Below are 14,066 nucleotides of genomic sequence, written 5' to 3'. Positions count from 1 at the left end.
GGGTGTGGCTAAGTGTTGTTGAGCGTGGCGAAGAAAAACGAGTAAGATCAAAGCCTTAGGGCTTAAGTCTTTGAATTTTATAACTTATTGAAATCATTGGATTTTCGGCTCATAACCTGAAGGTCGTAGGTTCAAATCCTACCCCCGCAACCAAAATCACAAACAATATCAAACGCTTAGGTCCTGACAGAAATGATGGGGAATTATAAGCGCATCTCATGTCAACGCCATGTCAACGTTTGGCGAGTCGCATCCTTCGAAAAGCCGTAATCGTTGGTAATGAACCGCGATGGCTGGCCCCAACCCGAATTCGACGACGTTCAACGTAGTCGAGAATAGATGTTGGGATCATCTTTTTGCCTTACCTTTTTCGATAATATGAGGTGTCTCGGCTACGATATCTTGTCTGATTTACCGTTAAAGATAAATTATCTGCGGAGGGTGAAAAATGCTCAGGTGCCGCATTTATCGTTTCTGCGGTTCTCGAAGCACTGAACTACGAAATTAGCGGCTTCAGCCGTGTCCCATAGCTGCAGTGTAGGTTTCGTGTCGATCAACACGGAAGTGGGAGTGCCAAGCCTTCAGGCGCCGACCGACGCTAGTTAAGTCTGTCCCCTCCACAGGGTGTTACATTTCATGGGTTCACTACCTTGTGAGTTCATCGGCAAGCCCAAGATTTAAAGGTTTCAAACCCGTAGCTAACTTGTTGCAATTCTTTGCTAGACATTCAGAACATTTGTTCTGAAAATGCCAAAAAGTGAGGGATAGTATGAAGTTGGGCGTGGTCGACGAAAATGTCCTGGTTGGACAGCTTGCAGCGGGTGATCGTGCCGCGTTCGAGGGCGTTTATCGAAAGCATAATCCAGCGATGATCCGCGTCTGCACCGGCCTCGTTCGGAATCGTGCGACAGCCGAAGAAGTCGTGCAAGACACCTGGGTGGCGGTGCTCAAAGGAATCGAAGGGTTCGAAGGTCGATCCTCCTTGGCCGGATGGATTTACGCGATCCTAATGAACAAGGCGCGAACCCGCGCAAAACGCGACGGTCGATCGATTTCGTTTGAAGGGGAGGGGGAAGATGACGGCCTTGCCGCCGCATTCGACGGACGGGGTAGGTGGAAGGATCTGCCAGAACTGTGGGAGACGGTTACTCCCGACCGGATCGTAGAGGGCAAAAATATGTTGGCGCATGTTGCAGAGGCGATTGAAGGCCTGCCTCCTGCGCAGAGAACTGTTCTGATCTTACGCGGGCAGCAGGAGATGGACGCCGCCGAGGTATGTCGCATCCTCGATATCAGCGAAGGGAACATGCGGGTGCTCTTGCACCGCGCCCGGCTTGCTGTTCGCAAAGCATTGGACGAAATTCTAGCCGAAAATGGTTGAAGCACCTGACGCAAAATTTATTTTTGCAGAATCGTGTAACAAGTTTCCGCTTCACAGGTCTTTCTGATGTGAAGCTTGAAAAAGGAGTCGTCACGATGTTGAGCTGCAAGGAGGTATCTGAACGTGCAAGCGCCCTGATAGACGGGGAACTTGGACTGTTCGATCTGCTTCAGATGCGCCTTCATCTGGCGATGTGCAAAGGTTGCGATGCCTTTGTTCGCCAGATGCGCACGACCCGTGATCTGACGAATTCCGCATTGGAGACCGAGCCTGCGGACATTCAAGGCGACGATCAGCGCCTCTCTGCCATCCTTTCGCAGCTTCACGAAGAGAAGCAATCGGGTTCATAACGCCCCGGAAAGGATTAGAAAAATGAGCAATATCAGAGCCGGCCTCGCCGCCGGGTTTGCTGCGACTATCGTTTTGTCGGCGATGATGGTCGCCAAGTCGATGATGGGCGTCATGCCTGAGCTCGATGTCATCCATATGCTCAGCGCGATGATGGGTGCCCCCGCCGCCATGGGATGGCTTGGACATTTCATGATTGGCACGATTGCCTGGGGAGGCGGGTTCGCACTCCTCTACGGCATGATCCCCGGATCGGGGGCGGTGCTGAAAGGTGTGTTGTTCGGTATCGCTGCCTGGCTGGGAATGATGATCATGGTGATGCCGATGGCAGGCGCTGGATTCTTTGGAATGGCGTTCGGGATCATGGCGCCGATGATGACGCTGGTGCTGCACATCATTTTCGGGGCGGTGCTGGGTGCGGTCTACCAGATGCAATCCAAGCCCGCGCTTGCCTGAGGTCTAGCCGGGCATGGTGCATAGCCATGCCCGTGCTCTGGAAAAGGAGCTTCCGATGATTTCAGAACGAGTAGAGTTTCCGGGGCATTCCGGCGATATGTTGGCGGCACGGTTGGATAAACCCAGCGTGTCGGTTCGGGCGGCGGCAATCCTCGCGCATTGCTTCACCTGTTCGAAGGACATCGCGGCAGCGCGGCGGATTTCCGGTCGATTGGCGGCTTTGGGCATCGCCGTCCTGCGGTTCGATTTCACCGGTCTTGGACATTCCGGCGGTGAGTTTTCGAACACAAATTTCAGTTCCAATGTAGCCGACCTCAAACATGCTGCGATGTTCCTGCAAGAGCGCGACATGCCTGTTCAGTTGTTGATCGGCCATTCGCTCGGCGGCGCAGCTGTTCTCAAGGTTGCCCCCGAAATTTCAGGACTGCGTGCTGTCGTCACGATTGGTGCGCCCGCTGACCCGGCTCATGTGGCCCACAATTTCGGCGGCAAGCTGGAGGAGATCAAGGCGCGCGGGGCTGCGCAGGTGATGCTCGCGGGGCGCAGCTTCGAGATCCGCAAGAGCTTTCTGGACGATATCACCGAAGCCTCGCTCGGTGCCGCTATCCCGCAGCTCAAAGCGGCGCTTCTCGTCATGCATGCTCCGCGCGATTCCGTTGTGGGCATAGAAAATGCTGGCCATATTTTTGGCGCGGCGAAACATCCCAAAAGCTTTGTCTCACTGGATGATGCCGATCATCTGGTGAGCCGCGAAGAAGACGCCGAATACGCAGCCGAGGTCATTGCCTCATGGTCGCGGCGGTATTTGTCCTTGCCAATCGAAGAAATGCGTCCAAACGCTCCGGAGGGTGTAGTACGCGTGGCCGAGGCTGAGGCATCCGGGTTCCGCCAAGACATCGTCATTGCTGGCCGCCATCAGCTGATTGCCGATGAACCCATCGCGATGGGAGGAACCGATCTGGGGCCAAGCCCCTATCAGCTTCTGGCGGCGGGGCTTGGGGCCTGCACGACAATGACCATACGGCTTTATGCGCGCCGCAAGGACATTCCGCTTGCCCATGTCTCCTGTGATGTGACGCATGACAGGTGCCATTCCGAAGATTGCAACACCTGCGACACGACGCAACCCAAGGTCGACGTGTTCCGGCGGATCATCCGGCTGGAGGGTGCCTTAAGCGACGAGCAGCGTGCCGCTTTGCTGGCCATTGCCGACAAATGCCCCGTCCACAAGACCTTACACGGACAAGCTCTGATCCGAACAGAACTGGAAACCAAAAAATGACACCAGACACCGTGCGTGCACTCTCGGCGATGCCGCCAGCGAACCCAAGCTACCCGCGAGGCCCCTATCGATTCCTGAACCGGGAATACATGATCATTACCTATGCAACCGATCCCGAGGCGATCCGCGCCATGGTGCCTGAGCCTCTTGAACCAGATGGGTCGGGGCAAGTGCATTACGAGTGGATCGCAATGCCTGACAGTTCCGGGTTCGGTTCTTATCACGAATCCGGCGTGGTCATTCCCTGCGTCTTTCAGGGCGAGCCGGTCAACTACACCGCGATGATGTTCCTGAACGATGAACCTCCGATCAGCGCCGGGCGCGAGATCTGGGGCTTTCCGAAGCGGTGGGGCGAACCGAGACTTGATGTCCGCGCGGATACATTGACCGGCACACTCGTTTATGGTGGCGAGCGGGTAGCCATGGGCACGATGACCTATAAGTATGAGGATCGAATGGCACCAGATCCCTCGAAACGCGGGGCACACCTACGCAAGACTTCGGTCAATCTGAAGATCATCCCTTGTGTCACCGGAGGCACACGTATCGCCGAGCTGGTCGCCTACAATTTGACCGACATCCGCATGCACTTTCATTTTTCGGGTCCAGCCCGCCTGAGCCTTGTGCCGCACATCAATGCGCCGGTGGCCGATCTTCCGGTGCACCGGGTAATCGAAGGTCGTCACTTCAAGGCTGACTTGACGCTGCCCTACGGTCGCGTGCTCCACGATTACCTTTCACCGACAGGAGATGCCAAATGAGCATCAATAGAACTGCTGTTATCACAGGATCGTCCAGCGGAATTGGCCTTGGGATCGCGCGCGGACTAGCCGCGACGGGTATGAACGTTGTTCTGAACGGTATTGAACCCGAGGAGCAAGTCGACCCGATCCGTCGCGCCATTGAGGCCGATTTCGGGGTCAAGGCTCGATATGACCGAGCAAATCTTATGGAACCCGCAGGAGTGCGCGCCCTGATGGCTGGCGCCGAGGAACGGTTTGGCAGCGTGGACGTGCTGGTGAATAACGCCGGTATTCAGTTCGTCTCGCCGGTTGATGACTTCCCCGACGAGAAGTGGCAGGCGATCATCAATTTGAACCTGTCTGCCGCGTTCTATGCGATCAAGGCGGCAGTCCCAGGTATGAAGAAGGCCGGGTGGGGCCGGATCATCAACATTGCCTCGGCGCACGGGCTGGTGGCTTCGCCGTTCAAGTCGGCCTATGTGGCGGCCAAGCACGGGATTGTGGGGCTAACCAAGACGATTGCGCTTGAAGTGGCCGAGCATGGCATCACCGTCAATGCGATCTGTCCGGGCTACGTTTGGACACCTCTGGTCGAGAGCCAGATTCCCGATACCGCCAGGGCACGCGGGATGACCGAAGAGCAGGTGATCCGCGACGTGCTCTTGGCCGCGCAGCCCACAAAGAAATTTGCCACCGTCGAGGAGATGGCGGCACTTGCGGTGTTCCTGACGACTGAAGGCGCGGCTTCGATTACCGGAACGGCGCTGCCGGTGGACGGTGGTTGGACAGCACACTGAGCCATAGGCGGGAAAAAAACAGGGAGACGGCAGATGACAAAAAAACGGATCAATCTTGCCCTGCAAGGTGGGGGCGCGCATGGTGCCTTTACGTGGGGGGTATTGGACCATCTCCTGGAAGATGGCAGGCTGGAGATCGCTGCCATATCGGGCACTTCGGCGGGCGCGATGAACGCGGTTGCCTTGGCTGACGGTTACACAGCCGGTGGTCCAGAGGCTGCGCGTGAAAAGCTTGAAACCTTTTGGCGATCGATCAGCGAGGCCGCGCGCCACTCGCCCATCCGCCGCGCACCCATCGACGTGATGATGGGCTACTGGAGCTTGGAACGATCACCCGGCTATCAGTGGATGGACATGATGACACGCATGTTCTCGCCCTATCAGCTGAACCCGCTCGACCTTAACCCGCTGCGCGATCTGGTTGAGGAATGCATCGACTTCGACTGCGTGCGTCATTGCAATGCGATTAGGCTGTTCATCTCGGCCACCAATGTGGAAACCGGACGGGTCAAGGTGTTTGACAGCCACACGCTGACCGCCGACATGGTGNTGTTCATCTCGGCCACCAATGTGGAAACCGGACGGGTCAAGGTGTTTGACAGCCACACGCTGACCGCCGACATGGTGATGGCCTCGGCCTGCCTGCCGCATCTTTACAAGGCGGTGATGATCGACGGGGTTCCTTACTGGGATGGCGGTTTCATGGGCAATCCCGCCCTGTTTCCATTTCACACCGAAAGCGACTCGGCGGATACGGTGGTTGTTCAGATCAACCCGATTGAGCGCAAAGGTGTGCCGAGGAGTGCCCACGACATTCAGAACCGCCTGAACGAGATCACCTTCAACGCTTCGCTCCTGAAGGAACTGCGCTCGATCGATTTTGTGGCGCGCCTGATTGACGAAGGAAAACTAGATCCGAAGGCCTATCGCCGTTCCCGCATTCACATCATCGAAAATCAAGCTGCTCTTCAGCCGCTCGGCGCATCATCCAAGTTGAATGCGGAATGGGCCTTTCTAACGCATCTGCGCGATCTTGGCCGCGAGACATCCCGCGCGTGGCTCACGCAGAATTGGACGGCAGTCGGAGAGAAAGGAACGGTCGATATTCGTTCAATGTTTCAGGGCATCGGCCCAGAACATCAGGGGTAGATCATGACAACGGATGCGTATGGATTTCCAATTTCAGGTGGATGGCCAGAAATAGATGCCCAGGGCATGGCAGAGGTAGATCTGTTGATGACAGGGAGTTATGGCATCACTCTGCCCCAGATGATGGAAAATGCGGGTCGGTCGCTCGCAATACTGGCACGGGATCGGTTTTTCGGGGGTAATTCCGACGGCCGCAGGGTGACGGTTCTGGCCGGAGCGGGTGGAAACGGCGGCGGAGCCTTGACGGCGGCGCGGCGTCTGGCCGGCTGGGGGGCGAAGGTGAGTGTTGTGCTCTCTGGCCCCGTCGAAGCTTTGACCCCTGTTCCGGGCCTTCAGATGGGCATTCTGCAAAAGATGGGTCTCAAGCCTTCGGAGCAGCCGCAGGGGCAATCGGATCTGATCCTGGACGGGCTGATCGGATATTCTTTGCGGGGGGCGCCCCGGGGCCGCGCCCTCGATTTGATACACTGGGCCAATGAAACGGCCACGCCTGTGCTGTCGCTCGACGTGCCGTCTGGCTTTGACAGTCAGACAGGGAGGCTCTCGGACGTCAGCCTTAATGCGGCGGCGACGCTGACATTGGCTCTGCCGAAAAAGGGCCTTCAGGCTGAGGCGCAGCGCCCCTCGGTCGGAGAGCTATATCTGGCCGATATTTCAGTGCCGCCCGGTCTTTATGAACGTTTGTCGACCCCGCGCATGGTCCCGGCATTTTCGGTCGCGGATATCGTGCGCCTTCCCAATTGAAAGGAGCTTCAAGATGCAAGCTGAAGTTTTCACTAAACCTGGCTGTCCCTATTGCGTTGCGGCCAAACAACTTCTGGTCAAACGGAATATTCCCTATGTTGAGCGAGATATCACCCAGCGCTCTCACTGGGGCGAGATCAAGGCACGGGTTCCGGGGTTTCGCACGGTTCCGCAGATCTTTCTGGAAGGGCAGCACATTGGTGGCTTCGATGATTTGACCGTTTACTTTCAAAAGCTTGCGGCGGCAGAGCGACAACACCGGCCATTGACGGTAAAATCCGGGTTGGGCGAGCGCTTCGGTCGCCGCATCATTCGCGCAATAGGCGGGCGGGGAAACCAAGTTGATTGACGGTGGGTCGACCTCACTCAAGCGCTGATTGGGTCTTCGCCATCAAGTGCAGGGTGCGAAGTGCGGCCCGCGAAAACTCAAAATGGCAAAGCTGCACATCGCACTATTGGTAAGAAGTTCGGGAAGTTCCCTAAACAAAAACAATACGTCAGGATAGTACGATGAGAAAAGTTGCGATCGTAAATTTGAATGAGCTTCCCGACCGAGAGCCACAGTATGCGCTTATTGGTGAGGTTGATCTCGTGGTTGTTCGCTTCGACGATGAGGTGTCGGTATTTTATGGTCGCTGCCTTCACCGCGGCGCGCTTATGGCGGACGGTTATGTGCGCGGGAAAAATTTAATTTGTGGACTGCATGACTGGGATTACCGGCTTGATACAGGTGTTTCGGAATATGCCAATGAAGAAAAGCTGCCAAAATTCCGCTCATGGTTGGAAGATGGTCAAGTCTTTGTAGACGAAGAGGAAATATTTTCCTGGGCCGAGAAAAACCCGCAGCCTTTTAATAGAAAGGCCTATCTGGGCCTTTATGCCGATACCAGCCATGGAACGGCGGAAGAGCCAAACAACGGATTGATTCAGCGATACGCGCGCAGCGGTCTTTCCAAAACGGGCCATCATGGCGTGGTCGAGAGCATGGGTGTCCCGCGAGATCAATTACCCAAGTGGGACGACTTACAGTTACTCACCGCACAGCTTTTCCGCGCGCCACTTCTGGATGAGGATGAGGTCGGAACCGATGTTGTGATCGGCCCCAAGGCGAAGAAACCTCTACGGTTGGAAATTCCTCTTTTCGTGTCCGATATGTCGTTCGGGGCGCTGTCGGAGCCTGCCAAGATTGCCTTGGCGCAGGGGGCCGAAATGGCGGGAACGGGCATCTGCTCGGGCGAAGGGGGAATGCTCCCAGAGGAACAAGACGCCAATAGTCGATATTTTTACGAGTTGGCCTCTGCTCGCTTTGGATTTGGCTGGGATAGGTTGGCCAAAGTGCAAGCGTTTCACTTCAAGGGGGGGCAAGGCGCGAAAACCGGCACCGGCGGGCATTTGCCCGGCCATAAAAATCAGGGAAAAATTGCCGAGGTGCGGGGCATTCCTGCGGGTCATGATGCAATATCCCCTTCAAGGTTCCCGGATTGGACCTCGCCTCAGCAAATCCGAGATTTCGCTGATGAAGTGCGCGAGCGCACCGGAGGCATTCCAATTGGCTATAAACTATCTGCTCAGCATATTGAAAAGGACATCGACGCAGCTCTGGAGGTTGGTGTCGATTACATAATTCTGGATGGCCGAGGGGGCGGAACTGGGGCCGCACCGGTGATTTTCCGTGACAATATCAGTGTTCCCACCATTCCGGCATTGGCGCGTGCCAGGCATCATCTCGATCGGGTGGCTCCGGATGTGACGTTGGTGATCACTGGCGGTCTGCGAACGCCAGCCGATTTTGTGAAAGCACTAGCCTTGGGGGCAGATGCCATTGCGGTTTCCAATGCTGCCATGCAGGCGATTGGGTGTATTGCAATGAGAGCCTGCCATACCAACAATTGCCCGGTAGGAATTGCCACACAAAAACCGCATCTCGTCAGTCGACTGATTATCGAGAAGTCTGCTCGGCAGTTGGCCAATTTCTTTGAGGCGTCGGTTGAGCTTATGCAGTTGATGGCCCGCGCCTGCGGGCACGATCATCTTTCGAAGTTCAATACAGACGACCTCACGACTTGGAGTAAGGACATGTCGGATCTATCGGGCGTTGACTATTGTGGGATGAGGCGATGACCTATACCCCTCTCATTCTCGGCGAATTATCATTCGCTCGGCAAAACACCTCTCACAGATTGATGTGAAAAAGAAATACAACTAGAGGCACAGGCGCCACTGCGAAGAGTATGGTCAGGATTGTCGGTTTCGGAGGGAACAGGTGACTGACACCAGCACTAAAGAGGATTCCTCCGCCGCCCCCCAGAACGGCGTTGCCCGGGAAATTCACAAGGATTGCGAGTAGCAGGTAACGGTAGCGTGTCGCGACCGGACGCAACCATGTCGGCGCCTGGGACCGAAGCGCCTCCAGACGCTCGACGCGCGACATTGGTTCGACGGCTTCCAGCAGTCGGCAAGCCTTCATCAGGCGCAGGTCCTCGAAGATGCGGTGCAGCCTCGGATAGGGAATCCATTCACCAACGCCATAGGCGATCGCGAGTCCGGCGACGGTCGACATGTAGATGAGCGGCGCGATCCATGGCCCCTCCATGACCATGAGCGACAGGCCAATCTCGACGCCCGGAACGAAAGGAACTGCGATCAGAAGTGCATAGGCCAGGAGGAAGGCAACGAGCATTCCGATGCGGAGGCGGTCATCCTCGAAAAGCGCCAGACCCGTGACCCAGCCCATCAGAAGATGGATGCCATAGGCGATGAGAAGAACGGCGCAAAGCCTCAGCGCGATCCGGCAGACGGCACCGCAACGTGCTCGCAGTGACAGGGGCCCGGTATCATTCCCCATGCGAGGCCCAGCGGCAACTGTCGGTCGGCAGGAAATGCACGAGCCGATCGCGGCCGTTGGGGCCGGACAGTCGCGGACATCCTTCGAGGCTGGTCTCTGAGGCGAAGGCGGTAAAGACGGCCGAGGACGCTTTCGGCAGACAGAGTTCCGATCCCGGCTCGAGCATCGCCCCTATCCGCGCCTCGTCGATCCGGGATTCGATGGTGAAGTAGAGAGGCTCGTCCGTGCCGTTTTCCACGCAAGCAGCGCTGGCACCGCCCGACAGAACAAATGCGGGAGCAAGGCCGATCAGCGCCAGATATATGGCCTTCATATCAAGATCCTCCGAGGTCAGCTTTCTCTCCGCGTGCCGTTCGGTAAACAGAAAAGCAGCGATATCTCGCAGAGGTGATGCCGCCGTGAGGGTCACGTCCATGTGATCACCCAGGCTGTAACGTCCTGCGTCCGGCCGAGTCCACACCTCGTCAACAAAGGGAGGACTCCTCATGAGAACATTCATTTCCGCCGCCGTCGCAAGCCTCGCCATCGCAGCGGGGCCAACCCTCGCGCAGGACGGCGATATGGCCTTCGGGACCGAAGAAGACATCGCCTATGCCGAGTTGCTTTGGGAACTGATGGAGGCTGAACGCTTGGCTGGCCCGAACATGATCCGGTCCTTCCCGTACATGGGAACCGAGCCGCATGGCATGATGCTCGAGACCTTCTATTCGGTCGGCACCATCGGCGACCACACCGGGGACCTGATCGTGAAACGCAACTTCGGCCCCGAGGGCGTCTCGGTCGACGAAGTGCTGGCGAACCCCGACGGGCATCTCGGCGCCTATACCGTGATGTTCCGCCGCGAGGACGGCTACGACCGCGAAAACCTCGACTGGTTCTGGGCGCGCTACAACCCCGATGGTTCGATCGCGGAGAACCCGATGGGCATGGCGCTGGCCGGCCGCGTCGCCAAGGGAATGGATGAAGGCTGCATCGCCTGCCACCAGGGGGCAGCCGACGACATGGTCTTCACCTCGGATCACCTGATCGCAAACTGACCCCAAGGCAAAGGTGATCCAGCCCGCGTCGAGGCTCCGATGTTCCCCGACCTCGCCCTGCCTGCCCTGATGGGCGTGCTGCTCGGAGCCTCGGCGCACAGGGCCGGTCTCTGCACCGTGAAGGCGGTGGCGGAGATTATGACCACAGGACAAGCCCATGTCCTGTGGTCCTTTCTGAAGGCTTCGCTTTGGACGATGGGTTTGCTATCGGTCGCAGCGCTTGCGGGAGCGGAGGCAAGCCTTTCGGCCCGACCGCTACTCTTGACCGGTGCACTCGGCGGGATCCTGTTCGGCGTTGGTGCCGGTCTGAACGGAGCCTGCAGCTTTTCCACACTGGCGCGGCTCGCCGAGGGCCATGGCGTCATGCTGCTGACCCTCGTCGGATGGGGGATGGGGTTGAGTGCCGCCAAGGGTCTTGTGTCGATTCCCGATGTGAATGCGTCCGCGACGTCGTTGCCATCCTGGCTGTTCTTGCCCGGACTGGCCTGGATCGTCTGGGAGGGCGGGCGGCTTGTCCGTGTGTTCCTGCGCCGGGGCAGTGGAGTACTGGCAAAGGGGGCCTGGCCCCTGTCGCTCGGCGTTTTTCTGGTGGCGCTTGCGAATTCCGGCCTGCTCCTCATGGAGCGTCCCTGGTCCTTCACTTCGACCGCGATCTGCACGTCCGGTGCCGCTGAAATCGCTCCTTGCGCGCATCCCGTGACGCTTTGGGTCGTGTCCGGCGCGGCGGTGCTCGCCATGGTGGCTTCCGCAATGCTGCGCGGCAGCTTTCGCTTGCGTCCCGTGCGCCTGCGCTCGGGACTGCGACGGCTCGGGGCCGGCAGTCTGATGGGCGCTGGCGCGGCCATGATACCCGGTGGCAATGACGGTTTGATCCTCTTCAGCATCCCATCGCTGTCGCCCCATGCCCTGCCATCGTGGCTCGGCATCGTCGTCGGCATCTGGATGGCGCTGGCCGTTATGCGGGCCTTGGGTGCACGCATACCGACGATCCGCTGCGAAAGCGATATCTGCCGAACCGGGCTGTAACGCGGTGCCGTGTCACGAGTCCTGTTCACAAAGACACATGAAAGGCGCAGAATAATGGCGCGGCAGAACACGAACTGGCTGGACGGGATGCTGGACCGCATCGGACACAGGCTCGCGTCGAAGCTGAACAGCCCCTGTTCGGGCTACAAGCCCTACACGCCCTCGGATTTCCCGACGCTCTGCCGGATCCTCCGCCCTGGCGACGTCCTCCTTGTCGAAGGTGGCGAGCGCATTTCCACCGCGATCAAGTATCTGACGCAATCCACCTGGTCGCACGCGGCCATGTATGTGGGCAGCCACCTTCCCGATCCCGCCGACGGGTCCGAGCGGCATCATCTTGTCGAGGTCAACCTTGGCGAAGGCTGCGTCTCAGTCCCCTTGTCGAAATACGCCAGCTACAACACGCGCATCTGCCGCCCGGTGGGGCTGACTGAAGAGGAGCGTGCCGAGGTCACGGCCTTCATGATCCGGCGGATCGGGTTGAAATACGATCTTCGGAACATCTTCGATCTTCTGCGGTATTTCGTTCCGACACCGCCCGTCCCGGTGCGCTGGCGGCGACGGATGATTGCCTTCGGGTCGGGCGATCCCACACGGGCGATCTGTTCATCGCTGATCGCGCGCGCTTTCCAGTCGGTGCGCTACCCAATCCTGCCCGATGTGACCAAGGTGAAGACCCGCAAGGGGTCGCGACAGGCGCGGGCCGAGATCCTGCATATCCGGCACCATTCGCTTTTCGCCCCGCGGGATTTCGACCTGTCACCGTACTTCGAGATCGTGAAGCCGCATATCGCGGGCGGGTTCGATCATCGCAGATTGACCTGGGCCTTACCGCCGGATCAGGACGCGAGAAACGGCGCCGAGGAAGAAAGCGGCGGAACCCGCAATTCCGAACCAGCCGAAGTACCAGAAACGTCCGGCGAGGGCGTTCTCGGCGAAGGAGCCGACGAAGACCTGCTTGCCGACACGTGCGGCCGCCGCTGACGCCAGAAGCGCCAGCGCGGCAAGCATCACCTGTCTTGTTGTCGATACTCCGGCCCGGTTGAGACCGAACCAGAGCGCTGCGCCGACGGTGCCGCCGATGATGCCGGTCTGCGTTGCCCACCACGGATGCGCCCCGAGGGCCGCGGTCGGGCCTGCCAGCGTCGCCACCACGGAAAGAGCGATTACGCTGACGGCAATCATGATATCTGTTCGCGTTGTTCCGGGCATGACGGTGTCTCCGGCTACGTGAGGTTGATGACAGGGCCACCCGCAGCCTCGGCATCGGCTGGGTCGTGAGTCACCAGGAGGGCGGGGATGGCTTTGTTTCGGACGTGCGCAAAGGTGAAAACGCGAAGATCGTCGCGCAACGCAGCGTCGAGCTTTGAGAAGGGTTCGTCGAGCAACAGCGCGCGCGGCTCCGCCAGGAGCGTGCGCATCAGCGCCGCGCGAGAGCGTTGCCCGCCCGATAGCGTCGCGGGGTCACGGTCGTAAAGGCCCCCGAGCCCCGCGCGCATCAATGCCTCTTCGACTGCCGCCCGGCGCGCATCGCGCCCGCGAACGGCGCGGTTCAGTCCGAAGGCCAGGTTGTCGCCAACCGAAAGGTGCGGGAACAGCACGGCATCCTGGAACATCAGTCCGACATGCCGCGCCTCGGGCGCCAGCCGTGTCAGGTCGACGCCGTCGAGCGTGATGTTCCCCGACAGGGTGAAGCCATGCGGGAGGTGCCCGGCGACCGCATCGAGTAGGGTGGACTTTCCAATTCCCGACGGCCCCATCACCGTGACGACCTCACCCGGGCGTGCTGTCAGCGTGACCGGCGGAAAGAGTGCCACCGCCCCCCTTGGCGCGACCGTGACGCAGCTCAAGTCCAAAGTCATGTCGTGCCCCCCGGTTGCAGCTCGCGCCGGTTGCGATGCAGTAGTGCCGGGATCGCGAAAGCCGCGGCATAGGCGGCAAAGGGCAGTGCCGCCTGCAAAGTGGCGTAAACGCCGGTGACGCGTCGGTCCGAGGACGAGGATAGCGTCACCGCTTCGGTCGTCAGCGTGGAGATACGGCCCGCGCCCATGAAAAGCGTCGGCAGGTATTGCGCAACCGATACGGCTACACCGATAGCCGCGGCTGTCATGATCGGCGTCAGCAGCACCGGCAGCTTGACGGTGAAGAGCCGCCGCCAGGGCCCTGCACCCAGCGACGCCGCTGCGCGCACGAGCCGCGGATCGAGCGCGCGCCAGGGATCCGACAATGCGATCAGCACATAGGGAAACACGAAGAGC

17 protein-coding genes are annotated in these 14,066 nt (G+C 58.9%); 13 read left to right on the top strand and 4 right to left on the bottom strand.

The genetic code is table 11. The features are described 5' to 3' along the window. Positions 1–769: 769 nt before the first annotated feature. From RYZ18_RS14115 to RYZ18_RS14070, 10 genes are all read left to right on the top strand, one after another. Positions 770–1,381, top strand: coding sequence for an RNA polymerase sigma factor (locus tag RYZ18_RS14115; protein ID WP_317657507.1), 612 nt, complete (start codon positions 770–772; stop codon positions 1,379–1,381). After that, the gene (locus RYZ18_RS14110; protein ID WP_317657506.1) at positions 1,378–1,731 is read left to right on the top strand and encodes a zf-HC2 domain-containing protein; all 354 of its coding nucleotides are present in this window, start codon (positions 1,378–1,380) and stop codon (positions 1,729–1,731) included. The genes RYZ18_RS14115 and RYZ18_RS14110 overlap by 4 nt, the downstream gene beginning before the upstream one ends. Positions 1,732–1,753: 22 nt before the next feature. Further along, positions 1,754–2,185: a DUF6789 family protein gene (locus tag RYZ18_RS14105; RefSeq protein WP_317657505.1), complete on the top strand. Its 432-nt coding sequence runs from the start codon at positions 1,754–1,756 to the stop codon at positions 2,183–2,185. A 55-nt stretch (positions 2,186–2,240) separates the two neighbouring features. Further along, on the top strand, positions 2,241–3,467 hold the full coding sequence (locus RYZ18_RS14100; protein ID WP_317657504.1) for an alpha/beta fold hydrolase: 1,227 nt from the start codon (positions 2,241–2,243) through the stop codon (positions 3,465–3,467). After that, the gene (locus RYZ18_RS14095) at positions 3,464–4,228 is read left to right on the top strand and encodes an acetoacetate decarboxylase (protein WP_317657503.1); all 765 of its coding nucleotides are present in this window, start codon (positions 3,464–3,466) and stop codon (positions 4,226–4,228) included. The genes RYZ18_RS14100 and RYZ18_RS14095 overlap by 4 nt, the downstream gene beginning before the upstream one ends. Continuing rightward, positions 4,225–5,007, top strand: a complete 783-nt coding sequence (locus tag RYZ18_RS14090; protein WP_317657502.1) for a 3-hydroxybutyrate dehydrogenase — start codon at positions 4,225–4,227, stop codon at positions 5,005–5,007. The genes RYZ18_RS14095 and RYZ18_RS14090 overlap by 4 nt, the downstream gene beginning before the upstream one ends. A 33-nt stretch (positions 5,008–5,040) precedes the next feature. Then, positions 5,041–6,156: a patatin-like phospholipase family protein gene (locus tag RYZ18_RS14085; protein ID WP_317657501.1), complete on the top strand. Its 1,116-nt coding sequence runs from the start codon at positions 5,041–5,043 to the stop codon at positions 6,154–6,156. Positions 6,157–6,159: 3 nt separating this feature from the next. Continuing rightward, entirely contained in the window at positions 6,160–6,900 is a 741-nt protein-coding gene (locus RYZ18_RS14080) for an NAD(P)H-hydrate epimerase (protein WP_317657500.1), read from the top strand. A gap of 13 nt (positions 6,901–6,913) precedes the next feature. Next, the gene (locus RYZ18_RS14075; protein ID WP_317657499.1) at positions 6,914–7,249 is read left to right on the top strand and encodes a glutaredoxin; all 336 of its coding nucleotides are present in this window, start codon (positions 6,914–6,916) and stop codon (positions 7,247–7,249) included. Positions 7,250–7,410: 161 nt separating this feature from the next. Next, positions 7,411–9,021 (top strand): glutamate synthase-related protein, encoded by a 1,611-nt coding sequence (locus RYZ18_RS14070; protein WP_317657498.1) that lies wholly within the window; start codon positions 7,411–7,413, stop codon positions 9,019–9,021. 52 nt (positions 9,022–9,073) lie between these two features. On the opposite strand, the gene RYZ18_RS14065 is transcribed toward RYZ18_RS14070, so the two are convergent. Together RYZ18_RS14065 and RYZ18_RS14060 are read right to left on the bottom strand one after the other, a co-directional pair. Beyond that, positions 9,074–9,745 carry a hypothetical protein gene (locus tag RYZ18_RS14065; RefSeq protein WP_317657497.1) on the bottom strand — a complete coding sequence of 224 codons (672 nt, stop codon included), beginning with the start codon at positions 9,743–9,745 and terminating at the stop codon, positions 9,074–9,076. Beyond that, positions 9,735–10,160, bottom strand: coding sequence for a hypothetical protein (locus tag RYZ18_RS14060; RefSeq protein WP_317657496.1), 426 nt, complete (start codon positions 10,158–10,160; stop codon positions 9,735–9,737). The genes RYZ18_RS14065 and RYZ18_RS14060 overlap by 11 nt, the downstream gene beginning before the upstream one ends. A gap of 70 nt (positions 10,161–10,230) precedes the next feature. On the opposite strand from RYZ18_RS14060, the gene RYZ18_RS14055 reads away from it, so the two are divergent. Genes RYZ18_RS14055 through RYZ18_RS14045 form a run of 3 tightly spaced genes read left to right on the top strand, consistent with a single transcriptional unit; the run spans position 10,231 to position 12,792 of the window. After that, positions 10,231–10,782, top strand: coding sequence for a cytochrome P460 family protein (locus RYZ18_RS14055; RefSeq protein WP_317657495.1), 552 nt, complete (start codon positions 10,231–10,233; stop codon positions 10,780–10,782). Positions 10,783–10,821: 39 nt separating this feature from the next. Then, entirely contained in the window at positions 10,822–11,808 is a 987-nt protein-coding gene (locus tag RYZ18_RS14050; RefSeq protein WP_317657494.1) for a YeeE/YedE thiosulfate transporter family protein, read from the top strand. 54 nt (positions 11,809–11,862) lie between these two features. Next, the gene (locus RYZ18_RS14045; RefSeq protein WP_317657493.1) at positions 11,863–12,792 is read left to right on the top strand and encodes a YiiX/YebB-like N1pC/P60 family cysteine hydrolase; all 930 of its coding nucleotides are present in this window, start codon (positions 11,863–11,865) and stop codon (positions 12,790–12,792) included. A gap of 242 nt (positions 12,793–13,034) precedes the next feature. Here RYZ18_RS14045 and RYZ18_RS14040 read toward each other — a convergent pair whose 3' ends face one another. Both RYZ18_RS14040 and RYZ18_RS14035 read right to left on the bottom strand, forming a co-directional pair. Further along, positions 13,035–13,670, bottom strand: a complete 636-nt coding sequence (locus RYZ18_RS14040; protein WP_317657492.1) for an ATP-binding cassette domain-containing protein — start codon at positions 13,668–13,670, stop codon at positions 13,035–13,037. Beyond that, positions 13,667–14,066 (bottom strand): ABC transporter permease subunit (locus RYZ18_RS14035; protein WP_317657491.1); only part of this gene is annotated, 400 nt, incomplete at its 5' end. The genes RYZ18_RS14040 and RYZ18_RS14035, both read right to left, overlap by 4 nt.

Source organism: Roseovarius sp. 10 (assembly GCF_033100315.1).
Taxonomy (GTDB): Bacteria; Pseudomonadota; Alphaproteobacteria; order Rhodobacterales; family Rhodobacteraceae; genus M30B80.
Note: the sequence above shows the minus strand (reverse complement) of the source record. Positions and strands in the feature narration are given on the sequence as shown.